Below are 26,914 nucleotides of genomic sequence, written 5' to 3'. Positions count from 1 at the left end.
AAATGTTTAGTTACCCTATAGCCTAGCCCCGATTACTTCACATAGCTTCCATTTTCATTGGAGTTCAGTGAACTTCGTTTGAAGAGGAAATCCCACGCTTTTTTGCGTGGATTGCAACGGAAAGCGGGATACGAGCAAAGCGAACTGACGAAGTAAATAGCTCCAAAAAAAACAAAAAATGAAAAGAAGAGATTTTATTGAAAAAACGGCTGCAAGTTCGGCATTATTGAGTTTAGGGTTGTCGTTGAGCAGTTTTAAATCAGATAGCAAACACATAACAATACTTCACACGAATGATGTTCACAGTCATATCGACCCATTTCCAATAGATGATCCTCGAAATCCAAATATGGGTGGCGTGGCCAGAAGAGCTTCGTTGATAGAAACCATTCGGCAAGAAAATCCAAATGTTTTACTACTGGATGCAGGCGATATTTTTCAAGGAACTCCCTATTTTAATTATTATGGAGGCGAATTGGAATTCAAATTGATGAGTATGATGAAATATGATTTGTCGACCATAGGAAATCACGACTTTGATAATGGTGTCGATGGTTTGACAGCCCAAATGCCTCACGCAACTTTCGAATTTGTTTCGGCAAACTACGATTTCAAAAACACTTCGATGGATGGTTTCGTAAAACCCTTTAAGATTTTTAATAAAAACGGAATTAAAATAGGTGTTTTTGGACTTGGGATTGAACTTCAAGGTTTGGTAGATAAAACGATGTCTAAAGAAACTGTTTACAATAATCCCTTGGAAATTACCCAAGATATGGTTCGAATTCTAAAAAAAGAAAACAAATGTGATTTGGTTATTTGCCTATCGCATTTGGGTTATAGATATAGCAAAGACGATTCAAATAAAATATCCGATTTAAAACTAGCCGAACAAACAAAAGATATTGATTTAATTATTGGGGGTCACACGCATACTTTTCTTGACAAACCCACTATTGTAAAAAACTTGGATGGGAAAGAAGTCTTGGTCAATCAAGTAGGCTGTTATGGCATCAATTTGGGTCGAATTGATTTTTATTTTGATAATGATAAGTCGAAAATGGCTAACGGAAAATCAATTGTCGTTTGATCTTTCCATAGCTAAAACAAATTTATAAAAGGCAAAATAAACCGACGCATTCAAGATAATTGCCAGTGGTCTGAAGCTAATTGGAGAAAGGTCTGAGAGGTAATATTTCTCGATAAAAACAATGAAATATTGGGTAATGGATAACAGTCCAAATATAAAAAACCAAGTAGTATTTTTTTTACTGTTGTTCATTATAAAATCGGATAAAGTTATTCCGGCAATTATAGAAATCAAAATATTTTGAATAATCAAAATACCATTACTTCTTGTTGTTAGTCCCGTGGTTATAGACAATAAATAAAAGAAAAAAAACAAAAAAGGAATCATTGCTATAAACAAAGGAATATAATCCTTGAGCTCTATTAGTTTAATAATGTAATAAATAATCAGCAATCGATGAATAAAAAAGGCAATCAATCCTAGAAATAACATTGTCTCAGTATCATATATAAAAAACATATTGGTAATCAAAGAAAAAAATATGGCAAAGAAAAAAAGTGGATTTTTTTGATTAGAAGTATTCCAATAAAGCACCATCAACACAATTGAAATCAAGGGTTTAAAAACAAATAGAAAAGGCTTATACAAAAATAATTCAGCGATAATTTCTACCATAGCAACAGCGAAATAAATTACTAATATTAACCTTTTGAGATTACGCTCATTATTTAAAATCTTCATATTTAACTTTTTGAAGGTATTTATCATTTTCTATAAAATAAGTCACCATAAAGAAATAGGAGAAAACCTGCACGAATATATGAATAAAACTAAAGACATACAGACTTAAATAAAATTTATTAATCAGAAAAAAAACATCTGAGACCATAAAAGAAATACACATTACGACTAAATTTAAAAATGTAAAATTTGGTTTTTTTATATAATTTGTAACAGAAAAAAAAATTAAAAGACTCAAAATAATTCCATAAATAATATAAAACGACAAGTCGAATTTCATTTTTTCGAATTTCAGATTTAGTATCGAAAAACTAATTACAGCAATAAAAAAAAACGAGACAAAGATTGAAAGACGATCACTTTTATTAAATTTTAAACGCTTAGAATCTTCATAGGAAAGTTTTAATAACAACAAATTCACTATCAAAAAGGACAATAAAGCTCCCAAAGCCGAAACATCAAAATTTAATAAATTGAAAACATCTCCTATAAAACAAAATAAAAAAACTAAGGCTTTAGTCCACGATATTTTATACTCATTAGTGATTAAATAATACATAAACACCAACGGTATAATAATCGATTTTAAATAAAGCACATACAAATCGTATTCTAATACTTTAAATAGAACAACAAATACACAAGCTGTAAAATACAAAATGAGTGAAGGTCTATTCAGTTTCATTTATCATTTTTTTAAAATCATTTTCTGAAATTATCGGAATAGTTAACTTAACCGCTTTCTCTAATTTTGCTGGTCCCATATTGGCTCCAGCCAACACAAAATCCGTTTTTGCCGAGATGGAACTTCCCACTTTTCCGCCATTGTCTTCGATGGCTTTTTTCAAATCATCCCTCGAAAATTCTTCGAAAACTCCAGAAACTACAAAGGTTTTTCCTAAGAGAATATTAGTCGCATTCGGATTTATAATTTCTACAGTTTCAAATTGAACTCCGAAACTATTCAATCTGTCAATAATACGTCTATTTTCTTGATTTTCAAAGAATTCTATTACGCTTTGAGCAATTCGTTCGCCAATTTCGTCTACCAAAATCAAATCAATTAAACTAGCTTTACTTAAAGTATCTATATTTTTGTAATGTTTTGCCAATTTTTTAGCAACTGTTTCGCCGACAAATCGAATGCCAAGCGCATACAAAACGCGTTCGAAAGGAATGTTTTTAGAATTCTCAACTCCTTTCACTAAGTTTTCTGCCGATTTTTGAGCCATTCGTTCCAAAGGCAAAATTTGCTCCTCAGTTACCTCATACAAATCAGCGTAATTATAAACTAAATTATTATTGTAAAGTAACGCCACCGTTTCTCCGCCAAGACCTTCGATGTCCATTGCTTTTCTTGAAATAAAATGCTGAATTCTTCCAATAATCTGAGGTGGACAACCATAAAAATTTGGACAATAATGATTGGCTTCACTTTCACCTCGAATCAATTCAGTTTGGCATTCGGGACAATGTGTGATGTATTTTGTTTGCTCAGAATTTTCAGAACGTTTGTTCAAATCTACTGCAATAATTTTTGGGATAATTTCGCCTCCTTTTTCAACAAAAACAGTATCACCAATACGAATGTCTAGTTTTTCAATCTGGTCGGCATTGTGCAAAGAAGCTCGTTTCACAATGGTTCCCGCCAGTTGTACTGGCTCTAAATTTGCCACAGGTGTTATAGCTCCTGTTCTTCCTACTTGGTAGGAAATCGAGTTTAATTTTGTGGAAACTTGTTCTGATTTAAACTTATAAGCTATTGCCCAACGAGGGGATTTGGCGGTAAAACCCAATTCTTCTTGATGCTGAAAACTATTCACCTTTATAACCACACCATCGGTTTCATAAGGAAGATCGTGTCGTTGAACATCCCAATATTCAATAAATTGGAAAACTTCTTCCATATTATGTGCCAATTTGGATTCTTTTGGCACTTTGAAACCCCAATTTCTAGCGGTTTCCAAACCTTCAAACTGGGACTTGAAAGGCAATTTATTTCCAATAATAAAATACAACAAACAGTCTAAGGGTCTTTTGGCAACTTCGGCACTGTCTTGTAATTTCAAACTTCCAGATGCGGTATTTCTTGGATTAGAATAAGGAGTTTCTCCAATTTCAATCAATTCCTGGTTCATTTTTTCGAAACCAGCAAAAGGCAAAATGATTTCGCCCCGAACATCAAATGTTTCTGGAAAATCGCCTTTCAATTGTAAAGGAATTGCTTTTATAGTTTTTATATTATTGGTAACATCATCGCCTTGAACACCATCGCCGCGAGTAACGGCACGTTTTAATTTTCCGTTTTCGTAGGTAATACTTATTGATGCGCCATCATATTTCAACTCGCAAGTGTATTCTAATGAAACATCTCCCAAGACTTTTTGAACCCGTTTTTCCCAGTCCAATAATTCTTCTTTGGAATACGAATTATCCAAGGAATACATTCTGTGGTCGTGCTTTACCGTTTGAAAGTTTTTTGTTATTGAGCCTCCGACCCGCTGTGTTGGCGAATTTTCGTCAAAATATTCAGGATGTTTGTTTTCTAACTCTTGAAGTTGTTTTAGTTTCAAATCAAATTCAAAATCAGAAATGGTGGGCGTATCCAACACATAATAATTGTGGTTGTGTTGGTTTAATTCCTCTCGTAATGTTTGAATCGTGTTTTGATTGTCCATAGCAAATAAAATTGGCTGTTTTAGCTTTTAAAATAAAGGACTAAAATAACCAATTTAATAGAAATAACGATGAAATTACAATTCAATTATCGAAAAATATAGGCTAACTTAGAGGAATAAATACTTTTTTTATTTTGCGACTTCTTTTTTATGAATTTGTTTCAGAGTTTATACTTCATCAAAGTAACTACAACCTCAAAATATTCTTTTTCAATCTCCAAATAGGAGTTAAAAGTAGCATTATAATAATTAAGTTCCACAAAATATTCCAATACCGAAATTTGCCCTGCCGACAATGCTTTGTCTAATAATTTAATCGGGGCAGCCGATTGGTTTATTTTTTCGTAGTCTCCTAATATGCTTTTTAAACTTTCATACCGACCGTACAACTGTTTTATTTCAAAATAATGTTCGTTGGTATGGTCGGTCAATGCGGTTTCAGCAAAAGTCATTTTAGCCTTTTCCAGTTTCACCCTGTTTTTACTTTCCCATAATGGCAAAGATATTCCAGTGTGAATTCCGTTATAAGTCTGACCTAAAATACCCTGATAATGATACCCAACTTCCATTTTTGGTAACGCTAAAGCTTTGCTCACATCAATTTGTTTTTGAGCGATAACCTTATCCTGTTCTAATGTTTTTTTGATGTAATCTTGCGCTTCTATTTCTTTTTCCAAAGTTTCAAAGTCAGCAATCACGGAAACATCAAAATAAGCTACATCATTTAAAGTTATGGCAGTTCCACCGTTTAAACTGGTAAGTTGCTCATTGAGTTTGGCAATAAAAGAAGCATTTTCAAAAAACTGTTTCTTGATTTCCAACAATTGAATTTCGGCTTTGTTCACATCCAAAATGGTTCCGTCACCGGTTTCCAGTTTCTTTTTAAAGTAAGTCAGCCATTTCTCGGTCGCCTCTTTTCTTTTAGTTAACGGAATTTGCAATTTGTTTCGATATACCAGTTCAATACAAATCTTTTTAGCTTCCAAAAGCAATTCCTGATTGGCAGCTCGAAGGTATAAATCGGCTTGAATACCTAACTGATAGGCCAAGGCATTTTTCTTCCCATAAACCGAAGGGAAATCAAAAGATTGCGTGATTGTAAAATCAGTCTGGTTACCGGCATTGGCAGGACTTCCATTTAAATAATCATACTCAACAGTTGGATTATATAATGAGTTTCCTGTTTTGTATTGCACTTTTTGTGCGTTCCAATACTGTGTATTTGCAAGAATGGTTTTATTGTTTTTTGAAATTTCAATCAAAGTAATATCAATAGTAGATTGAGAATAACCCAAACTTAATGACATTGTTACTAAAAATAAAATGATGTTATTTTTCATTTCTTTCATTTTTTCTGTTAGATAAATAATATACTATGGGAACAATAAAAATGTTCAGTAATGTGGAAGTTAATAATCCACCCAAAATAACTTTCGCCATTGGACTTTGAATTTCGTTCCCGGGCAGATCGCTGGCTAATGCCAAAGGAATTAATGCCAATCCTGCGGTTAAAGCCGTCATCAAAATTGGACTTAATCTATCTTTTGAACCCTGAATAACGGTTTCATAAAGCGACAATCCTTCTTTCTCCAAAGTTTCATAATGGGAAACCAATAAAATTCCGTTTCGAGTGGCAACGCCAAACAAAGTGATGAAACCGATAATGGCAGGAATACTCAAAATACCACTGGTGAAATAAATACTAAATACTCCACCAATTAAAGCCAGCGGCAGATTTAACAAAATGATCGAAGCCGTTTTGACCTTTTTGAATTCCTGATACAGAATTAAAAATATAATCAACAACGAGATAAATGAAGTTAAAACCAACGTTTTTGATGCTTCGGCTTCGGCTTCAAATTGTCCACCATATTCAATATGATAATCTTCGGGCAATTTTACTTTTTCGTTGATGATTTTCTGAATGTCAGCGACCACACTTTTTTGGTCACGACCTGATACATTGCCAGAAACAACGGTTTTGCGTTGCACATTCTCGCGGTTAATGGTGTTGGGACCTGATGCGCTCACAATATCAGCGACATAATACAAAGGTATTTTTTTGCCGTCATAAGTATCAATCATCGCATTTTTGATGTTCTCGATTTTACCTTTGTTGGCATCATCAAAACGTACAATCAAATCAAAGGTTTTGTTGCCTTCATAAATTTCAGACACCTTTTCTCCTGCAAAAGCCACATCAACAAATTCGTTAAACTGTCCAATGGTAATTCCGTATTGGTTTAAAACAACACGTTTGGCTTTGATTTGAATCTGCGGAATTTCTACTTGTTGCTCCACGCTCAAATCAACCAATCCCTCTATATTCTGGATTTCATTTTTGATTTCGTTGGACAGCGTAAAGAGTTTATTCAGGTCGTTGCCAAAAATCTTGATGGCGATATTGGCTCGTGTTCCCGAAAGCATATGGTCAATTCGATGTCCTATTGGTTGCCCTATTGTGATATTTACTCCCGAAATCCCTGCTAATTTCTCCCGAACATCTGCCATAAATTCCGCTCTGCTTCTTTCTTCAAGTGTAAAAGGAGCATCAATTTCGGCTGCATTTACACCTTGTGCGTGTTCATCGAGTTCGGCTCTTCCTGTTCTTCGCGTGGTAATTTTTATTTCAGGCACAGAAAGTAATGCTTTTTCAACTTGCGTGCCAATCTTGTTGCTTTCCTCTAATGATATTCCGGGTAAACTCACGGCACTGACCACTAAGGAACCTTCGTTGAATTCAGGCAAAAAGCTTCTTCCCAATTGGCTCAAAGCCAATAAAGCAACCAAAAACAAAACTCCTGCAATGGCAAGTACTGTTTTTTTCATTTCCATTGCGCGATTCAAAGCATTGGAATACACTTTTTGCAAACGGTCAACCAACCAACTTTCTTTGTGCTGTTTTAAAAGCATTCTGTCGTTAGTCAATAAATAACTGGCCAATACTGGTGTCAGTGTTATGGATACAATTAAAGACGCAAACAACGCTACAATAAAAGCGATGCCAAGCGGCGCTAACAATTTGCCTTCCATTCCAGATAAAAAGAACAATGGTAAAAACGCCACGATGATAATGAAAGTGGCATTAATAACCGAACTTCTAATTTCAAAGGAACCATCAAAAATAACAGTCAGTTTGTCCTTTTGTTCCTCTTTGGGTTTGAGTGCATTTTCTTTCAGTCGTTTAAAAACATTTTCCACATCAATAATGGCATCATCCACTAAATCACCAATGGCAATAGCCATACCTCCTAAACTCATCGTATTGATAGTAAAACCAAGATATTTCAAGGTCAAAATGGCTACAATTAAAGAAATGGGAATAGCCAATAAGGAAATAAAAGTGGCTCTCCAATTCATCAGAAACAGAAACAAAATGATAATGACAAAAGCGGTTCCCTCCAATAAAGTTTTTTGAATATTACTGATGGATGCATTGATGAAATCAGCCTGACGGAAAATTTTGGTATTGATATGAACGTCTTTGGGTAAGTTCTTTTGAATGTCAGCAATGGCAACGTCAATGGTTTTGGTGAGTTCCAAAGTATTGGTTGCGGGTTGCTTCATTACGGTCATAATCACGGCAGGCTCCCCTTTCAAAGAGCCATCACCAATTTTTAAAGAAGCACCCATTGTTAATTCGGCAACATCTTCTATTTTGATGGGATTTCCATTTTGCATTTTAATGACTGATTTCCCTAAAGCTTCAATTTCGTTGGTTCTACCAATACCTTTAACGATATATTCGTTACTGTATTCATTCATAAAACCACCAGACGAATTGCCATTAGCTTCCTCACTGGCTTTCAATAATTCGCTTAACGAAACATTGTAGTAATTCATCTTTTGAGGAGAAGCCAATATTTGATATTGCTTGTATTCTCCGCCAATAACCACCACTTGCGAAACGCCACCTGTGGCTAATAATCGGGGTCGAATAGTCCAATCGGCAATGGTTCTCAAATCAATTTGGGAAGTCTTGTCTGCCGTTACGCTCACAAGCATTATTTCCCCCATAATGGAAGATTGCGGTCCCATTGTCGGATTACCAACTCCTTGCGGTAATTTATCGGCAACTGCCGTGATTTTTTCACTAACAATTTGTCGTGCTTTGTAAATGTCGGTATTCCATTCAAATTCAACCCAAACAATAGAAATACCTGCGGAAGAAGAAGAACGGACACGTCTCACATTAGTCGCCCCATTTACAGAAGTTTCAATTGGAAATGTAACTAGTTTTTCTACTTCCTCAGGAGCCATTCCGTGCGCTTCAGTAAGCACAACTACAGTAGGAGCCGTTAAATCTGGAAACACATCGACTTCCATTTTGGAAGAGATAACACTTCCAAAAATCAATAGTAAAACCGATGCTATCACTACAAAAAATCGATTGTGCAGCGAAAATTTAATTATTTTATTTAGCATAAGTTACAGATTAATGTTCGTGTCCGTGAGCAGGCAACGCGCCCGATGCACTTGATAACTTGATTTGATAACCACCTTTGGTAACCACTCTTTCGTTTTCAACTATCCCTGATAAAATCTGTACATTCAAGCCATCACTGCCGCCTAATTTCACTTCTCTTTTTTGGAAACTTTCGCCACCGGTTTGCACATACACATAGAAAATTCCTTGCTCTTCAATAAGAGCGGAAACAGGAACTACCAAAGCGTCTGCAATTGAGGAAGATTTTAAATAAATTTCAACTATCGATCCCGAAACCATTTGACCTGCATTGTCAATTTCAAAAGTGACAGGTATAAATGGCGTGGCTGCTGATGCACTTTTCCCGTAAGAAATAATTCTTCCGTTCAAGGCAGTGGTGTTATAAACTACATCACTTTGAGGTGTTTTAAAATTGGCAGAGGTTATGCTTGATAATCTACTAAAGTAGTTTTGAGAAACATTGGCTTGAACAAGCAATTTTTTGTTTTTTGAAATTGTTACCAATGGCGTTCCCGATGGCACATACTGCCCTTCGGTTACCAGTACATTTTTAACAAAACCCGACATTGGAGACGGCACATTTAGACCCCTTGAACCATAATTTTTGGAAACAGTAGCATAGGTAATTTGTGCGTTTTCAAATTGTAATTTTACTTGTTGGTGGTCTTTTTCAGAAACAATTTTATCAGCAACCAGCGATTTAGAACGCTCATAATCTGCTTTGGCTTTTAAATAATTGGCTTTGTTTTCTTTTACCGAAGCATCAATATTACTTTCAGTCATATCGCCGCCACTAATGGTAAAAAGGGAACTTCCTGAATTTACGGCAGAACCCACAATCGTATTTTTGCCTGAAAACACAACCACACCACTTGCTTTTGCGGTGACAATCATTTCGTCACCGGGAGCGGAAAGAATTTGCCCACTGGTTTTGATAACATCATTAAAGGTTTGTTTTTTCACCGCTTGATTGGCAAATTCCACTTTCCATGCTTGTTCTTTCAAATAAAAAATAGCGCCACTTTCTGCTGCTTCTGGCTGTTTCGCTAAAGCCGTTTTTTCATCAGAATAAACTATCACATTTTCAATCGTGATTTTATCAGTAAAGTTTTTGGTTTGAATATCAAATACCAAAGTTCCTGTTCCTGCTGTTTTCGGGCTTAAAGCCAAACGGAATATTCCCGGCGAACTTGGGGCAGCAACTGAATTTTTGATACCCTGATCTCCAATAATCAAACTGACAGTAATTGTGGCATCGGTTAATGCTTTAAAATTTTCACTCAAAACAGTAAAGTGGGCAGCAAACTTTGAAGTTTCGCCTACTACCAAAGGTTTAAACTCGACAAACAATTCTGAATTTTTGGTGTAGAGTGTGTAAGCCAACGGCTCTAATGCAGAACCTTCTTTTGCTTCTTCTTTGTTGTTGCAACTCGTAAATCCGATAAAGAATAGACCAAGCAGCATTATTTTTTGTATCATTTTTATATAGTATAAATGTTAATTTAATACCTGTACTTCCAATAGTCACAGGCATTAAAATAGATTAATGGTCGTGTTTTTCTCCATCCTTGTGTTCGTGACCGTGTACTTCTTTCGGAGCCACACTATCCTTCCCAACCGTAAATACTTCTTGGACTACTGTATCATTTTCGTGATTTGGATGCTCTGCACCGTCTGCGTGTTGATGTACTCCATCGGTGTGCTCGTGTCCTTGTTCTTCGGTTTTCTTACCATTGCAAGCAGTAAATAGTATTCCTGCAACCGCCATTGAAAGCAATACTTTTTTCATTGTTTTTGTTTTTAGAAAGTAGTATATATGAAAATAACTTAAAGCCAAAAAAAGGCAATAAGTGTCCTGTTATTCAAAAATTGAATAGTTTAGATAAAAAGTGTGGGCGGACCACGAAATTTTAAAGAGAGTAAATGAGGAGAAATAAAAATTAGCGGTTCTTTGTTTCGAACTACTTCTTTTTTAGTATAATATCCTATCACATTTGAATAGGACAAACAACTGTTTAAAACAACTATCAGATTGGGTACTTCTTTGACAATGGTAACTAAATCTTCTATGTGACTATTTGAAAAAGTGTCTGAAGTGTGATTAAAATGGGAGAATAATAAAGGTAAACTATTTTCATCCGATTGCTCCTCGTGATGATGATGCTGTTTTCCATTGTGATGATGTTCTATAATATGGGTATGAGGAAACAAGCTGTGCCCAAACTGAAGGAAACAGGCTGTATAAAGAAAATAAATATAGAGTTGCTCCTTTATCATAATTGCAAAAGTAAATAATTTTTTGGTTATCTTGAATACTTTAAATATTTATGATTAATAAATCAATTTTTATTATTGTCTACAAAGATAGTATTTACTGCATTAACGATAAAACAATATTGAGTTTTTAAAATTAAATTCCCAATTAATTAAAACCAACAATATCAAAATGAGATAATTATTCTTAGTATGAGAATAAAGAAATTACGATTCAATAATCGAAATAATTTGTTTGAATAATTGTCCGTCGCTTAAAAAGGCTCCTTGTTGGATCAATTGAAAAATAGAACTGTTACGCTCTTCTGTAAATACTTTTTTACCGGTTTTGATTTCGATAGTGTCAGTAAACATATTGTCGCTCAGCCATTGCAATCCCTCTTTTGTCAAAAAATTGGTTTCGGGAACCAATGATTTCAACACGATGGATTGTATATCAGTATCGAAACATTGGAAAAGGAAAATATGATTTTTAGAAAAATGTTCTAAATATTCGGTTTTAGATAAAACTCCTTCCCAAACTAAATCTGAAAAAACATCGAGTTCTTGTTCGGCTACTTCTGGTTTTTCAATTTTAATTTTGTCCCATTCTGCTTTATCGATAGCTTGAGTGGCAAGGAAATTAATAAATTCTTGATGCAATTCCTCGAATTGCTCTTTGGATAATCTGGAGTATTTCACTTTAATTTTAGATTTTAGATTCAGGATATTAGATTTCAAGAGGGTTTTTAATATATAAAAAAGCCTTCTCGTTTGAGAAGGCTAAATTAAAGCTTTTCTGAGAATTAGAAAATATATCTAATGCCAAATTGTGCTTGCCATCTTGATGCTAAACTAGCATCATAACTAAATGTTTTAGTTTGAGCACCATTAAAAGTATAGGTGGGTACATTATTTACTACACTTACACCTATTGGTTGAACACTGTTAGGTTGTTGAATTAAACCCCAATCAGAATTCAATAAATTTCCAAGATTTAAAACATCAAGACTTAATTGAATGGTATTCACTTTTTTAGAAGCACCAACTTTAAAGTTATAATCTTGTAATACTTTAAAATCCCATTTACCTCTCCAAGGTGCTAAAGCGCCGTAACGTTCAGCATATTGACCTCTACGTCCACTCAAATAATCATCTTGATTGATGTACTTATCTAATGCTGTTCCTTGACCAGCACCAGAAAAACTCATAGTAGTAATCTCAGCGGATGTAGGAATGTAAATTAAGTCATTTCCAAACGCTCCATCATTGTTAATATCACCACCGTAAGTGTAGTTAAAACGTCCTCCCTGAGCATATTCAAAGAAAGTGGATACCGTAGTTGCCCACTTAGCATCAGTTCCATATTTCCATTTTTTTGAACCTACACCAATAAAACGGTGTGTATCTCCATATTTAGAATTAGAAAGTTGATCATTATTTACATTTCCTAAAGCTGGGTTAAAATTGAATGCATCACCTGTAATCTCAGCTTCAATCGAATTAACATCCATTGATTTCAAATAGTTATAAGCGACGCTAGCAAACAATCCATTATCAAACGTTTTTTGAAGTTTTACTGAGGTATTAAATGCACTTCCTTTATTAGAATTAGTCAATACATATGCGTGAGAATCTGCTGGAAAACCAAAATCCGTCCAGACACCTTTATCAGCGGCAGCATAAATTGCTCTATCGTCAGCGCCTACTAATTTGCTAGTTGGTGTTTTCAATCCCCAATCCTGAACATGTACTGCGTTCAAATCTTTGTTATAAGACATATCTACAGTCAATATATAGTCTCCTTTAAATTTATGATCAAAACCTAAACTTGTTCTCCAAACTTGAGGAAATTTAAAATCAGTATCGACAACTTGGTAGAAAAATGGATCAATCCCACTTACTTGATTTCCTATCCATACAAATGGAAGTCTTCCTGTAAAAATACCCGTTCCACCACGTAATTGAGTTGTTTTTTCACCATTAGCATCCCAGTTGAAACCCACTCTTGGAGACCATAATAAAGCATTTCCAGGTAGAACAGTCGAATCAAGATTCACAGTACTACCATCTTTAGGGTCATAATAATTGATTCCAGGAAGGTATGATTCTGAATTATCGGTATCAATAAATTTTTGAATATTATCAGCAGTATTAAAATATAGAGGTTTATCCGCTCTTAACCCATAAATTAATTTAAAATCATCGGTAATATTCCATTCATCTTGCACGTAAAATGCTAATTGACCAACAGTAGTTTCTGATAAATTCCAACCACCATCAGTTCCTGCTTCTAATTTATTTTTAGCATCAAATGTTGCTTGAGCGCTAGCAAAAGCTGTTGCGTAATACCCACTAGCTATATTGGCATCAAAACCAGCCATATCAACACTTCCAAAAACATCAAAACCATACCCTTTTAAGTTGAATGAATTTTTGAATATGAATTTTTCAAAAGAAAATCCAGCTGTAAATGTGTGATTTCCTCTAACAATGTTTAAATTATCGGTAATTTGAATTACTTTTTGGTCTAACCTGTTATTGATAGAAAATGGTTCATGTCCTGCAATAATATAAGGAGAACCATCTTTTGTGATACTAATAACTGGAGCTGGTGCAGAAAACGGGTTTCTAAAATCATTAAAATGAGTATAACCAGCCTGCAATTTATTAGAAATTGTTTCAGTAATTTTTGAATTCAATTCTAATAAAAATGAACTAATTTGGTTGTTTATTTCATAACCCGAGTTTTCAAACTGCATTGTATTGTTATCAGGTCCTCTACGACGAATAGCTGTTGGGTGAGCAGGTTTGTCTTTGGATGCGTCTAAAAAGTTATAAATGAAAGCTAATTTGTGATCATCATTAATATTCCAATCAAACTTTACAATTCCTTTATTAGAATTAGAATTATGAGTAAAACCTTGATAAGAACCTGAATTATATCCAAGTTTACCCAATTCGGTAGAAACGTGCATTAAATCTGTTGCTAACACTCTAGATTCATTTACACCAGTTGTACTATTTCCATCATTGGCAACTACATTTGAACCTGAATCACTACGTTGATCAATTTCATAATTAGCAAAAAAGAATAATTTATTTTTTACAATTGGTCCACCAATACTAAAACCAGCTTGAGTTTGCTCTAAATTTGGAACGACAATATCTTGACCTTTTACTCTATTTCCAGTCATAGCATCATTTCTGAAATAGCCATAAGCAGTTCCGTGAAATTCGTTTGTACCTGATTTTGTTACAGCATTTACAGATGCGCCAGTAAAACCAGACAAAGTAACATCATAAGGAGCAACTGCAACTTGAATTTGTTCAATAGCATCCAATGAAATTGGCTGTGACCCTGTTTGCCCACCTGGAGTTGCAGCATCTAATCCGAAAGGGTTATTAAAAATTGCCCCATTCAAAGAATAGTTATTGTATTGATCATTTCTACCACCAAATGAACCTCCACTCGCAGAGGGTTCTAATCGAGTAAAATCTTCTGCAGATCTAGAAATAGAGGGTAACGTTGATAATTCTTTTCTACCGATTGTAGTTTCGGCACCAGTTCGACCACTTCCGAAGACTTTGCTTTTTGAAGTTACTTTTACTTCATTTAAGCTTTGACTTTCACTAACTAAAACAAATTCAAGTGCCGAAGTTTTTCCAAGTTCAAGGAATACATCAGCAATTTCTTGAGTTTGATATCCTACAAAAGTTGCAATCACTTTATAAGGTCCACCAATTTTCATATTCAACATACTAAAACGTCCATCAGAATTCGAAACTGTCGAATATTTAGTTCCTGTAGGAGTATGTATTGCAAGAATTGAAGCTTCTGGCAAAAATTCATTATTGCTACTTTTAACGGTACCTTTAATGTTTGAAGTTGTAGTTTGTGCAATTATTGCCTGAAGGCCAATTGCAAAAAACAATAAAGTAAAAATTTTTTTCATATTTTTAGATTTTAGTTAGTTAATTACAAAATTAGCCAAAAAAAAATCACTCAATGAGTGATTTTTGATATTTTATTAACAAAGAGTTAACAAAATGTTATTTTTCTGCAATGATTTCATAAGGTAATTCAACTACTACATCTCTGTGTAATCTGATGCTTGCAGCATATTTACCTGTACGTTTAACGATACCACTAGTGATAAATTTTCTTTCGATTGATTGACCTGCTTTTTCCAAAGCTTCAGCAATATCGATGTTAGTGATAGATCCAAAAAGTTTTTCTCCACCTGCTTTTGCAAAAATTTTAATTTCGATAGCTTTCAAAGTATCAGCCAATGCTCTTGCATCTGCAACCACTTTAGCTTCTTTGTGCGCTCTTTGTTTTAGGTTTTCAGCTAATACTTTCTTTGCAGAAGGAGTTGCCAATTGTCCGTGACCTTGTGGGATCAAAAAGTTACGACCGTAACCATTTTTTACATTTACCACATCATCTTTAAAACCTAAATTTTGAACGTCTTTTTTTAATATAATTTCCATGTTGTTGTCCTTTTGTTATTAGAAGTTAGGTTTCGGTTTATCGAAAACCAACAACTGAGTTTTTTAATATTATTTTAGCAAATCGGCCACATATGGCATTAATGCTAAGTGACGTGCTCTTTTTACAGCTACAGACACTTTTCTTTGGTATTTCAATGAAGTACCAGTTAAACGACGAGGAAGAATTTTTCCTTGTTCATTAACGAATTTCAATAAGAAATCAGCATCTTTATAATCAATATATTTGATACCTGATTTTTTGAAACGACAATACTTTTTAGTTTTGTTAGTTTCTATGTTCAAAGGCGTAAGATATCTGATATCACCGTCTTTTTTTCCTGAAGCAGATTGTTGTAATGTTGCCATAATAATTAAGCTTTTGTAGATTTAAGTTTTGCTCTTCTTCTTTCAGCCCAAGAAATAGCATGTTTGTCTAGACTTACAGTTAAGAAACGCATAACTCTTTCGTCGCGTCTAAATTCGGTTTCAAAAGCAATTAGGACTTCTCCTGCAACTTTGAATTCAAATAAGTGGTAGAAGCCACTTTTTTTGTTTTGGATTTCGTAAGCCATTTTTTTCAGACCCCAATCCTCTTTCGATACCATTTCAGCTCCACGACTAGTAAGAAAATCTTCAAATTTGCTTACTGTTTCCTTTACCTGAACTTCAGATAAAACGGGATTTAAAATGAAAACAGTTTCATAATGATTCATAAATTTTTATTTAAAATTAATTTTGGCGCGAAAGTAATCATTTTTTTTTAATATACAAACCAAATTAAGCTTTAATCGTTATAAGGTAAAAAAAGCCGATAAAAATTAGGTTTAACGAAATAAGTGTATTACTTTTACTATCCCGAATCTTAAATAATATCAATTATGAAACTAAATTGTGTCGTTGTAGATGATAGTTCCATTCAAAGAATGATTATCACAAAGTTAGTAAATAATCATCCCAATCTACATTTAATTGGAGATTTTTCTAACGCAATTGAAGCAAAAGGATGCATGACCATACACAATGTGGACTTGATCTTTTTGGACATTGAGATGCCAGTAATTAGTGGTTTCGATTTTTTGGATGGTTTAAAAACAAAACCCCAAATTATTTTTATCACTTCGAAGGCAGAATATGCTATGAAAGCATTTGATTATGATGCAACTGATTATCTGCAAAAACCTATTGCTGTAGATCGATTCAATGCATCTGTAAAAAGAGCAATGGATTTGCATTTGCTAAAATCAGAAACTCACGAGGAAGATGGCGAGCACATTTTCATTAAAAGTAATCTAAAAAAACTAAAAATCTTTACTTCAAAAATTAAATGGATTGAAGCTTTTGGTGATTATGTAAAAGTGGTTACCGAAGACGATAGCAATTTGGTTCTTTCGACTATGAAATCTTTTGAAAAAGATTTATCGAAAGACAAATTCGTTAGAGTGCACAAATCATACATTATTAATATTGATAAAGTAGAACGCTTCAACAGCAGATTTGCCGAAATTGGAGTCACAAAAATTCCTTTGAGCAGGCATAAAAAAGAAGATTTAGTGAGAGCTTTGGCAGTCAACTAATAAAAATCGACATTTACAGACACTTTTATTGCTCTGTATTGTGAAACAACATCAAAACTATTCAGTATTTTCTGAATAGTTTTTTTTGTGCCTTGTAAGGACTGGTTTGTCGGAATTTTTATCATTATGGTTCTAATGTATTCGTTCCGAATTCTAGAAATAGGCGGCTCTTCAGGACCAAGAACTGGAATAGTGAAGTTTTGCTGCATCACTTGATACAACCACATCGAACCTTCTTTGAGTTTGTCGAAATCCCGGTGCTTCAAAGTTAACTTTATCAGTTTGAAATAAGGAGGATATTTATAAATTTGCCTTTCATACAATTGTTCCTTATACATACCTATATAATTATTGTGAACTACTTGCTGAATGGTGTTGTGATCTGGATTATAGGTTTGAATAATCACTTTTCCTTGTTTTTCTGAACGTCCGGAACGACCAGAAACCTGTGTCATCATTTGAAAACTTCTTTCGAAAGCCCTAAAATCAGGATGATACAACATATTGTCGGCATTCATAATCCCTACCAAACTTACGTTATCAAAATCTAAACCTTTGGCTAGCATTTGGGTTCCAACAAGAATTTCAATTTCACGATTTTTGAAACTATCAATGATTTTTTCGAAACCAAATTTTCCTCGAGTCGTATCTTGATCCATACGACCAATTTTAGTGTTTGGAAATAATTCGACCAATTCCTGCTGAATTTGCTCTGTTCCAAAACCTTTGGTGGTGAGATGAACACTGGTACAAGCGTGACAATTCGTTGGTTTTGCCATTGAATACCCGCAATAATGACAACGCAACTGGTTTTTATGTTTGTGATAGGTCAAACTCACATCGCATTGCGGACATTGCGGGACGTGACCACAAGTCAAACATTCGATAATTGGCGAATAACCTCTGCGGTTTTGAAACAAAATAACTTGTTCGCCTAAGGATAACGCATTTGTGATTTCTTCTATTAATGTATCACTAAAATGCCCCGACATTTTCTTGCGAAAGTATTTGTCTTTTAAGTCCACCAATTCGATTTCGGGCATTTTGACATTACCATATCTTTTAGAAATCTCGACCAAACCATATTTTCCAGATTGCGCATTAAAATACGTTTCAATACTTGGCGTAGCCGAACCTAATAAAACTTTTGCTTTATGACTATTTGCCAAAACTATTGAAGCATCTCGGGCGTGATAACGTGGCGATGGATCGACTTGTTTGAAAGTTTGCTCGTGTTCTTCATCGACAATTACAAATCCCAAATTTGAAAATGGCAAAAACAAAGCCGACCTTGCTCCTATTACAATTTGGGCTTTCGGTGACTTTTCCAAAACTTGTTGCCACACTTCTACCCTTTCGTTATTGCTGTATTTCGAATGAAAAACGGCTACCTTATTCCCAAAATAATCGCGCAACCTTCCCACTAATTGGGTTGTTAGAGCAATTTCGGGCAATAAATACAGGATTTGTTTTTCTTCCTTAATATATTCTTCGATGAGTTTGATGTAGATTTCGGTTTTTCCGCTGGACGTTACTCCGTGCAAAAGACAAACTTCTTTTTGGACAAAACTTTGCTTAATTTCTTCGAAAGCCGTTTGCTGCGCTTCGCTTAATTGCAGTTGTTCTTCCTTCGTTTTTCCTGAGAAATTAACACGATCTACTTGAATGTAATATGCTGAAAAAATTTCTTTATCGATTAATGCTTTAACAATTGTCGAAGTGGATTTTGCCGATTCAATTAACTTTTTTACGGTAATTGGCTTTTTTTCAGAAGCACTCAATTGAAAATAAGTCAAGACAATTTCCTTTTGTTTGTTGGCATTTTTAAGCACTTCTAATAATTCTCCCAAGCCTTCATTCGTTTCGTATTTGGAATGTAATTTTACGTATCGAATAAGTTTTGGCGTATAAGTATCTAGCATTTCTTCTTGAAGAACGAGAATGTTTTTGTCTATCAATTTTTGAATAACAGGAAAAACATTCTTCTTATTCAAAATGCTCATAATATCCTGAACCTTCAAGGAACTTTGTTGCTGCAAGGCTTGATAAACCAAAAATTCGTCATCTGACAGCAAGCTTTCGTTCACAAAACCGTCTTGTTTTTGAGAAATAATCGTTTCGCTTTCCAGCAAAAGTGCCGATGGCATTGCACCTCGATACACATCCCCAATGGCACACATATAATAGGAAGCAATCCATTGCCAATGGGCGATTTGAATTTCGTTGACTATGGGTTTTTCATCAAGAATTTGGTGAATTTCCTTGGCATCGTATAATGTAGGTTTGTTTTCGTGAATCTCGATAACCAATGCCGTGTAGATCTTACTTTTGCCGAAAGGCACTGCTACCCGCATTCCCTTTTGAATGTAATTGTACTCGGATTCAGAAACGCTGTAAGTGAACGTTTTGGCGAGGGAAAGTGGCAAAATTATTTCTACAAAATGCATTATCAATATGGGATTTCAATTTTCAATACTATTAATTCGTTCCTTCGGCATTAATTTTAACGCCTTTTTTCTGCTTCAATTTGTTTATAGACTCATTCAATTCGAAACCTAAAAGTAAAATGGCGCAGTTTATCCAAATATAAAACATCATTATCAACAACGTCCCGATGGAACCATACAATTCGTTGTATTTAGAAAATCGCAATACCCAAATCCCAAAAGCATAAGAATCTAAAATTACCAAAATAGTAGTAAATACAGAACCTATTGAAATAAAAGCGCTATTTTTAGTGTGCGTCGTTCCAAACTTGAAAAGTATGGATATGGTAACCAAAATCATTAAAATTACAAAGACATATCTTCCTAAAATGATTAAAGGAATCTTATCGCTAAACACATCCTGAATCATTGTCATTTGAATAAAAACTTCAAAAACGATAATTATTGTAACTGTCAACAACAACAATAACGACAAAACTAAAGACATTCCCAAAGCAACCAAATATTGGTGCAAAAAACCTCTTTTGATGAGGACGTGCTTCGAGGATTCAAAACCGCCCAAAATACCGTTCAACCCGTTTGCCATCAAGAAAATAGACAATATAAAACCCGAAGAAAGTAATCCAGAATGACTATTATTCAGAATATCACTAATGATTTTATAAATGGCATCATATGTATTGGGAGGGACTCCATCCTTAACAAACTCCAAAAAATCGGCCTGAAATCCTTCGATTGGAATGAAAGGAATAAGATTCAAGATAAATAATGCAAAAGGAAACAAGGCCATAAAAAAGCTAAATGCAATCGCGCTGGCGTGATATGAAAAGGCACTTTCGGCAATTCCGAGACCGTACAATTCTAATAAATCGTAGAAAGACAAGCCTCCCAATTTGGGCATTTTTATCTTTTTTAACGGACGAACCACATTGCGTAGTATAGGAATTTTTTCAATCCTTTCTTCTATTTCTTTACTCATAATTTTCAGATAGCAGATTTCAGGTTGCAGATTTCAGGTTGCAGGTTTGAGATTGAAATATTCATAAAAATTTATCTGGATTATTCATCATATAGTTTAATAGCTTTCCGACTTCAAGACTTTTTGAAGTTAAATTTTCAAACTTAATAGTATCAATATAATTGCAAGCATGTGAATATTCAAGCCACACCTGAGTTTCAGCATTTTCAGCATCACTATCCGTTAATTTAGAAACAAAATGTTTCTCATATTTTCTTTTCCTAGTTGCTTCTGCAATATTTGCAGAGACACTTCTAGAAGAACGCCTGATTTGATCCGTCAACGAATATTTCTCTTCAGCAGGAAAATTTATTGAAATAGAAAAAATATCCATTGCCAATTCAAATGATTTCTTGTAAGCTAATAAATCCTGAAATCTCATAAGTATTAATTTAAATTCACACATCTACTCTTTTGAAATACAACTACCTGCAAACTGCCTTCTGCTATCTGCTACCTGCCATCTGCAATCTGCCTTCTGCTATCTTAATTAAAAAGCTTTCAAACTTAAATCCATATTGTAAATTGAATGCGTCAATGCTCCAGACGAAATGTAATCAACGCCACACTCGGCATAACTGCGAATCGTATTTTCATTTATGTTTCCAGAAGATTCTGTTTGGCATTGATCACCAATTAAGGCAACCGCTTTTTTGGTGTCTTCAAAATCGAGATTGTCGATTAAGATTCTATAAATGCCTTCGCTTTCGAGAATTTCCTTGATTTCGCCTAAATCTCTGGCTTCGACGATAATTTTTAGATCGAGATTATTTTCTTTGAGATACGCTTTGGTTTTGTTGATTGCCAAGGTAATTCCGCCCGCAAAATCGATGTGGTTGTCCTTGAGCATAATCATATCATACAATGCAAAACGGTGGTTTTCACCTCCGCCAATTTTTACTGCCCATTTTTCGCATGCACGGAATCCAGGTGTGGTTTTACGTGTATCCAGAATTTGTGTTTTGGTTCCTTGAAGCAAATCGACATAGCTTTTGGTTTTTGTGGCAATGGCGCTCATTCTTTGCATCGAATTGAGTACGAGTCTTTCGGATTTGAGAATAGCCTGTGAACTTCCTGAAACATGAAAAACCACATCGCCTTTTTTTACAGGAGTTCCATCGGTGATGAATGTTTCTACTTTGAGATTGCTATCGACATATTCGAAAATCATTTTGGCGAAAGCTACGCCAGCAATAATGCCGTTTTCTTTGACAATAAGTTGTGCTTTTCCTGTTGCCGATGCCGGAATACAAGCCAAAGAACTGTGATCGCCATCGCCTACATCTTCACGAATGGCGTTTTGAATGATGAGTTGAAGTTCGTTGTTGAATTGTTTTTCGTTAATCATTTTACTATAAAATTTACAGAATGCTAAAGTATGATTTTATTTGGTGAATAGAAAATTTGAGGATTTGGAAATTCAGAAAATTATAGTATTAAGGTTTATTTTTTAATGTTGTTTGTAGCAGTAAATTCAAATCATAGTTATTGTCGTTGACAGTCACAATGACATCTTAGTTTAAAAACAAGACAAAAAGTTTGTCTTTGATAAAAATTGGGTCGCAATTTATTAAGTTTTTAAAAACCAATGAAACTCATTAAAATAGTCGGCATTGAACACTGTTTAAAAAACAAATTATTATCCTATTTAATCTTCTTATTTACAATTGAATAGTTTTTTTATTATATTTACAAAATTCAAGAATACTGTCCCTAGTAATCTACTGTTCACTTACTTCTATTTTTTTAATTATTAAGTTAAACCAACTTATATGACTAAAAATAATACCATTTTGATAGTAGAGGATGAAATGATAATTGCTGCTAATATTTCTTTGCAACTCACTCATTTGGGCTATGAAGTAACGGGGATTATACCACGGGCAGAAGAGGTTTTACCTCACATCCGATTGTATGTTCCTGATATTCTTTTGTTAGACATCAACCTTAAAGGTGATATCGACGGCATTCAATTGGCTCTTTTAATTCAGAAAGAATTCAAAATTCCTATTATTTATTTGACTGCTAACTCAGACGAAGCACATTTTGAAAGAGCCAAAGACACTAATCCTTATGCTTTTATTTCCAAACCTTTTAAGAAATTAGATTTACAGCATGCCATAGAGTTGACCATTATCAGGATTCAGAATGAAAATGAAACCGAAAAAAGTATTCCTATCGACAATGATGTCCCTTTTGTACTCAGTGATTGCATCTTTGTTCGCAGTCATAATAAAATGGTTAAAGTCTGTATAAATGATATTTTATTCATAGAAGCAGAACGGAATTATTGCAAAATACATTGCAAAGACAGGGAGCATTTGTTGGTGACTACCTTAAAAGATTTAGAGGAAAAATTAACTTCTAATAATTTGCTTCGCATTCATAGATCCTTTATTGTCAACCTTTCTCACATAGACGAAATTGCTATGAGTCATGTGGTCATTGCAAAAAAAGCAATTCCATTGAGTGCTGAATTAAAAAAAAAGTTATTGCAACGCATTCAAAAAATATAAATCTTTTTATTGCACTGGTCTATGAGAAAAACTCACTTCCTCCTCATCCTTTTTTCACAGATTGTTTTCAGTCAAAACATCCCCCTTGTTGATCTGCAAAAAAAGCTAGACAACGAAAAAAAAGCTGTCATCAAATTGGAAATTTTAAACGAAATGGTGTCAATAGCTTTTAACGGAGATATCGAACAGGCATTGGCTTATGCCAAAAAAGGAGTACAGTTGTCGGATAAAATAGGAGATAAAAATTGGCAACCTAAATTTTATGAAATGCAGGGAAGAATGCACGCCAACCTATTGCAATTGGATTCAGCATCGCTCTATTTTGACAAAGCTATGAAAGGCTATCTCGCCATAACAGACAAAAAAGGTCAAGCCACCACCCTATTCAAAATGGCTTGGGTTTTGAAAAAGAAAGGTGAAAACGAAAAAGCATTACAGAAAAATTTACAAGCCTTAAAATTGATGGAATCTTTAGGTGATAAAGCTGGAATTTGCGATGCACTAAACCGAATTTCCGAGGATTTAACCAATCAAAACCTATTATCCGCAGCATTAAATTATGCTGAAAAAGCCATCGCAATTGCTGAAACCAACAACTTAACCACCGAAAAATTCTATGTCAACTTTAATGCTGGAAATGTTGCCATGGCATTAGGAAATTACAAGCAATCTCTTGACTATTACAATGCAGCGGCCAAAATTGTAAAAAAAGAGAATTTAGGATTAGCCACTCAAGCTGATGTCACAAACGCCCAAGGCAATGCACTCAAAAGATTAGGCAGATACAAAGAAGCATTGATAAATTATAAAAAATGTGTGGCTCTAGCCAAAGAAGCTAATTATGCCAATGCCATTGCGGCAAGTTTTGCCAATTTAGGAGAAATAAATATGCTTTTAGGAAATTATAAAGAAGCGTTGGGATATCAACTAAAAACCGTTCAATTGCAAGAACAGGAAAATGATGTATCCAATTTGGTTGAAAACTACCATCATGTTAGCAAAATATACAAAGAACTCGGCGATTTTAAATTGGCTTTGGACTACAAACAAAAAGCCTATAATTTGCGAGATAGCATCGCCTCGGTAAAAAGCGATGCAGCGATGTCAAAACTTTTAACCCAGTATGAAGCCAAAAAGAAAGAAGAGACAATTGCCACCCAAGAAAGTAAAATTTCACAACAAAAACTGATTCAGCGATTGAGTTTTGTACTTGTTGCTTTGTTAATTATACTCTTGCTTTTTGGCTTCATCGGTTTGCGCAACCGAAACAAAAGCAATCGTTTATTGGCGATAAAAAATGCCGAAAACGAGTTGCTATTGAAAGAAATTCATCATCGGGTAAAAAATAATTTGGAAGTAGTTTCGAGTTTACTGGCTTTGCAATCGGCACAAATCGATGATCCAAATACCAAAGATGCCATGTCCGATAGTCGAAATCGGGTGAATTCAATAGGAATCGTTCATCAAAAACTTTATCAAGGCAGTAATCTGGGTGCCATAGAAATGAAAGATTATTTGCTCAACCTCAGCGAAAGTATCTTGGATAGTTTTGGAGTTGAGAAAAAAATCGAATTGCATTTGGCTATGGATAAATTAGATTTAGACATAGACACTGCAGTTCCGTTAGGATTAATTATTAATGAATTATTGACTAATGCTATAAAATATGCTTTTCCGAAGGAAGAAAAAGGAACCATTACCATCAAACTTGAAAAACAAAACATCCACTTTCTTCATCTTGAAGTTGCCGATAATGGCGTTGGAAAATCAGGTATTACTCACGGAACTGGTTTTGGCGGACAACTAGTTTCTCTTCTTACACAACAACTCAACGGAATCATGACCGAAAAAAGTCAAAATGGTACCACGCTTATTTTTGATTTTAAATTAAAAGTAGCATAAAATCGTGTAACGCTTTTCGAATTGTGAGTTGCTATTAAATTCACGTATTTATATTTTCCATTTCTATCTTCTCCTTGGTAATTTTTCTTTTCTATGTTCTTTCCCCGATAAAAAATATTGACCTTTTGGACAAAATTTTACCCCATTCGTCCTAAATCACGATTATATCTGTTTGATAAACATTTATTTAGACCAAGAATAAATAATTATTCTGCTAACTTTAAACAGTAAAACTATGAACAACAATTTCCGTTATAAGATGAAGGAAATATTTCTTCTCTTACTGCTTATCCCTTTGATAGGTTTAAGCCAAGCCAAAAATGTGATTTCTACCAATCGAGTATTCCCTAAAGTCGACAAAGTACTCGAATTTGAAAAAGCTTTAGCAAATCATGCACAAAAGTACCACACAGGCGATGTGAAATGGCGTGTATTCCAAATTCAATCAGGACCAGATGCAGGTGGGTATCATATTGTAGAAGGTCCCAAAAGTTGGGAATCTGAGGACACACGAGGTGATATAAATGTTGCTCATAACAATGATTGGCATAAAAGTGTGACCATTTATTTAACCGATAGAAATTCAAGTGGTTATTCCGTTTATATCGATTCGTTGAGCACTGTTGCTGTGGGCGATTATTCCGATAAAGTTCAAGTTACCCATTTGTATCCAAAACCAGGTTGTGGCAATAAAGTATTTACAATGCTAAAAAACTTAAAAGCGGTATGGGCTGCGGATGGGTCAACAGTAGCAGTTTATGAATCTAATGGTTCTGGAGAGTCTCAATTTGCATTAGCAAGACGATACAAACAAGGACTAAAGGAAAAAGCTGAAGGATTTCGTAAACCATTTAAAGTCACCTACGAAAAAGTTCACGGAGCAGGTTCGTATGACCTTTACCTTGATAATATTCACGAGTACACCAATAATATTTGGAGTGAATTAATTTTTCTACGAGCAGATTTGAGTTCGAAATAGATATTAAAAAATTATAACTCTGGAACTAATCAATTTTTTAAACTAAACAATTATGAAAAAATTACTGATGATTATCGCGATACTGTTACTGGACAATACTGTTATTGCACAAGACAAACTGTATTTAGTATTCGAATTTATGAAAGTTGACAATGAGCAAGAAAGTGCTTATTGGGAAACCGAATCTTTTTGGGAAAAAATTCAAGTACAAAGAACAAAAAACGGAGACATTTTAGGATGGGATTTATGGAGTCTCCAACCTGGTGGCGAAGATCAGGGATTTCAATATTTAACCGTAACACTTTATAATAATCCCGTAAAAATGATGAGTGGGGCCGGAAATTTTGAAGCGGCACTAAAAGCGGCATACCCAAAGATGTCTGTTGAAGAAGTTAATAAAAAAATGAACAACACTGTAAAATCAAGAGACTTGGCTGTCCGCATTTATCTGGAACAGATCGCAGCTACCAAGGATAACTTTCAGATGCCCATGGGAACAATAGCCGGTATAAATTTTATGAAAGTATCTGATGGGAATTTTGAAAAATATGAAAGATTTGAAACAGAAATTTTTCAACCATTGGCTCAAAAAGAGGTTGAATCAGGAAACAGGGGAAATTGGGGTTTAATGCGCTATATGTTACCTGTCGGAAGTGAAATTAATGCAACACACATTACGACAGATATGTATAAAGATTATAATCAACTAATAAATGGTGGCACGAAAGATTCACCTGCACCATCCGAAGAAGAAATCAAAAAAATTGAGGAAGGAATAGCCACTAGAGAATTAAAATATAAATATATGGCCACGCTAGTGAAAAAAGTTCGGTAA

23 protein-coding genes are annotated in these 26,914 nt (G+C 34.4%); 6 read left to right on the top strand and 17 right to left on the bottom strand.

The genetic code is table 11. From position 1 onward, the window contains the following. Window positions 1-178 precede the first annotated feature (178 nt). Window positions 179-1,090, top strand: a complete 912-nt coding sequence (locus FNW17_RS11660; protein ID WP_143391733.1) for a bifunctional metallophosphatase/5'-nucleotidase — start codon at window positions 179-181, stop codon at window positions 1,088-1,090. On the opposite strand, the gene FNW17_RS11655 is transcribed toward FNW17_RS11660, so the two are convergent. From FNW17_RS11655 to rpsF, 13 genes are all read right to left on the bottom strand, one after another. Further along, the gene (locus FNW17_RS11655) at window positions 1,076-1,771 is read right to left on the bottom strand and encodes a hypothetical protein (protein WP_143391734.1); all 696 of its coding nucleotides are present in this window, start codon (window positions 1,769-1,771) and stop codon (window positions 1,076-1,078) included. The genes FNW17_RS11660 and FNW17_RS11655 overlap by 15 nt on opposite strands. Beyond that, on the bottom strand, window positions 1,755-2,456 hold the full coding sequence (locus FNW17_RS16795) for a lysoplasmalogenase family protein (protein WP_144071713.1): 702 nt from the start codon (window positions 2,454-2,456) through the stop codon (window positions 1,755-1,757). The genes FNW17_RS11655 and FNW17_RS16795 overlap by 17 nt, the downstream gene beginning before the upstream one ends. Then, window positions 2,443-4,449: an NAD-dependent DNA ligase LigA gene (gene ligA / locus FNW17_RS11645; protein ID WP_144071712.1), complete on the bottom strand. Its 2,007-nt coding sequence runs from the start codon at window positions 4,447-4,449 to the stop codon at window positions 2,443-2,445. The genes FNW17_RS16795 and ligA overlap by 14 nt, the downstream gene beginning before the upstream one ends. A gap of 161 nt (window positions 4,450-4,610) precedes the next feature. Continuing rightward, a complete protein-coding gene (locus FNW17_RS11640; protein ID WP_143391990.1) occupies window positions 4,611-5,789 on the bottom strand; it encodes a TolC family protein in 1,179 nt (392 codons plus the stop codon). Further along, complete coding sequence (locus FNW17_RS11635; protein WP_143391991.1) at window positions 5,779-8,874, bottom strand: efflux RND transporter permease subunit; 3,096 nt, start codon at window positions 8,872-8,874, stop codon at window positions 5,779-5,781. Before FNW17_RS11635 ends, FNW17_RS11640 begins: the two co-directional genes overlap by 11 nt. Before the next feature lie 10 nt (window positions 8,875-8,884). Beyond that, the gene (locus tag FNW17_RS11630) at window positions 8,885-10,375 is read right to left on the bottom strand and encodes an efflux RND transporter periplasmic adaptor subunit (RefSeq protein WP_218043867.1); all 1,491 of its coding nucleotides are present in this window, start codon (window positions 10,373-10,375) and stop codon (window positions 8,885-8,887) included. 64 nt (window positions 10,376-10,439) lie between these two features. After that, entirely contained in the window at window positions 10,440-10,685 is a 246-nt protein-coding gene (locus FNW17_RS11625) for a hypothetical protein (protein WP_143391992.1), read from the bottom strand. A gap of 89 nt (window positions 10,686-10,774) precedes the next feature. Further along, on the bottom strand, window positions 10,775-11,173 hold the full coding sequence (locus FNW17_RS11620) for a hypothetical protein (protein WP_143391993.1): 399 nt from the start codon (window positions 11,171-11,173) through the stop codon (window positions 10,775-10,777). Between the two features lie 204 nt (window positions 11,174-11,377). Continuing rightward, complete coding sequence (locus FNW17_RS11615; RefSeq protein WP_143391994.1) at window positions 11,378-11,851, bottom strand: DUF6495 family protein; 474 nt, start codon at window positions 11,849-11,851, stop codon at window positions 11,378-11,380. A gap of 104 nt (window positions 11,852-11,955) precedes the next feature. Then, the gene (locus FNW17_RS11610) at window positions 11,956-15,105 is read right to left on the bottom strand and encodes a TonB-dependent receptor (protein ID WP_144071711.1); all 3,150 of its coding nucleotides are present in this window, start codon (window positions 15,103-15,105) and stop codon (window positions 11,956-11,958) included. A gap of 97 nt (window positions 15,106-15,202) precedes the next feature. Continuing rightward, window positions 15,203-15,643, bottom strand: a complete 441-nt coding sequence (gene rplI, locus FNW17_RS11605) for a 50S ribosomal protein L9 (protein WP_143391109.1) — start codon at window positions 15,641-15,643, stop codon at window positions 15,203-15,205. Window positions 15,644-15,712: 69 nt separating this feature from the next. Next, complete coding sequence (rpsR, locus tag FNW17_RS11600) at window positions 15,713-16,009, bottom strand: 30S ribosomal protein S18 (RefSeq protein ID WP_007138295.1); 297 nt, start codon at window positions 16,007-16,009, stop codon at window positions 15,713-15,715. A 5-nt stretch (window positions 16,010-16,014) separates the two neighbouring features. Next, window positions 16,015-16,356: a 30S ribosomal protein S6 gene (rpsF, locus tag FNW17_RS11595; protein ID WP_116761249.1), complete on the bottom strand. Its 342-nt coding sequence runs from the start codon at window positions 16,354-16,356 to the stop codon at window positions 16,015-16,017. A gap of 165 nt (window positions 16,357-16,521) precedes the next feature. Between rpsF and FNW17_RS11590 the strand changes: the two genes are divergently transcribed. After that, window positions 16,522-17,217 (top strand): LytR/AlgR family response regulator transcription factor, encoded by a 696-nt coding sequence (locus tag FNW17_RS11590; protein ID WP_143391110.1) that lies wholly within the window; start codon window positions 16,522-16,524, stop codon window positions 17,215-17,217. On the opposite strand, the gene priA is transcribed toward FNW17_RS11590, so the two are convergent. The 4 genes from priA to nadC form a co-directional block, all read right to left on the bottom strand. Then, the gene (gene priA, locus FNW17_RS11585) at window positions 17,214-19,664 is read right to left on the bottom strand and encodes a replication restart helicase PriA (RefSeq protein WP_144071710.1); all 2,451 of its coding nucleotides are present in this window, start codon (window positions 19,662-19,664) and stop codon (window positions 17,214-17,216) included. The two genes, FNW17_RS11590 and priA, sit on opposite strands and share 4 nt — an antisense overlap. 31 nt (window positions 19,665-19,695) lie before the next feature. After that, window positions 19,696-20,643, bottom strand: a complete 948-nt coding sequence (locus FNW17_RS11580) for a YihY/virulence factor BrkB family protein (RefSeq protein ID WP_143391112.1) — start codon at window positions 20,641-20,643, stop codon at window positions 19,696-19,698. Window positions 20,644-20,704: 61 nt separating this feature from the next. Beyond that, entirely contained in the window at window positions 20,705-21,064 is a 360-nt protein-coding gene (locus tag FNW17_RS11575; protein ID WP_143391113.1) for a four helix bundle protein, read from the bottom strand. Between the two features lie 108 nt (window positions 21,065-21,172). Further along, window positions 21,173-22,030, bottom strand: a complete 858-nt coding sequence (gene nadC, locus FNW17_RS11570; protein ID WP_143391114.1) for a carboxylating nicotinate-nucleotide diphosphorylase — start codon at window positions 22,028-22,030, stop codon at window positions 21,173-21,175. Between the two features lie 424 nt (window positions 22,031-22,454). On the opposite strand from nadC, the gene FNW17_RS11565 reads away from it, so the two are divergent. The 4 genes from FNW17_RS11565 to FNW17_RS11550 all read left to right on the top strand — a co-directional run bounded on the left by FNW17_RS11565 (window position 22,455) and on the right by FNW17_RS11550 (window position 26,914). After that, complete coding sequence (locus tag FNW17_RS11565; RefSeq protein WP_143391115.1) at window positions 22,455-23,198, top strand: LytR/AlgR family response regulator transcription factor; 744 nt, start codon at window positions 22,455-22,457, stop codon at window positions 23,196-23,198. 135 nt (window positions 23,199-23,333) lie between these two features. Continuing rightward, window positions 23,334-25,100: a sensor histidine kinase gene (locus FNW17_RS11560; RefSeq protein ID WP_185965300.1), complete on the top strand. Its 1,767-nt coding sequence runs from the start codon at window positions 23,334-23,336 to the stop codon at window positions 25,098-25,100. 235 nt (window positions 25,101-25,335) lie between these two features. Then, on the top strand, window positions 25,336-26,079 hold the full coding sequence (locus FNW17_RS11555; RefSeq protein ID WP_143391117.1) for a hypothetical protein: 744 nt from the start codon (window positions 25,336-25,338) through the stop codon (window positions 26,077-26,079). 52 nt (window positions 26,080-26,131) lie between these two features. Beyond that, on the top strand, window positions 26,132-26,914 hold the full coding sequence (locus FNW17_RS11550; RefSeq protein WP_144071708.1) for a hypothetical protein: 783 nt from the start codon (window positions 26,132-26,134) through the stop codon (window positions 26,912-26,914).

Origin of the sequence: Flavobacterium franklandianum, assembly GCF_007097365.1 — a bacterium.
Taxonomy (GTDB): domain Bacteria; phylum Bacteroidota; class Bacteroidia; order Flavobacteriales; family Flavobacteriaceae; genus Flavobacterium; species Flavobacterium franklandianum.
Note: the sequence above shows the minus strand (reverse complement) of the source record. Positions and strands in the feature narration are given on the sequence as shown.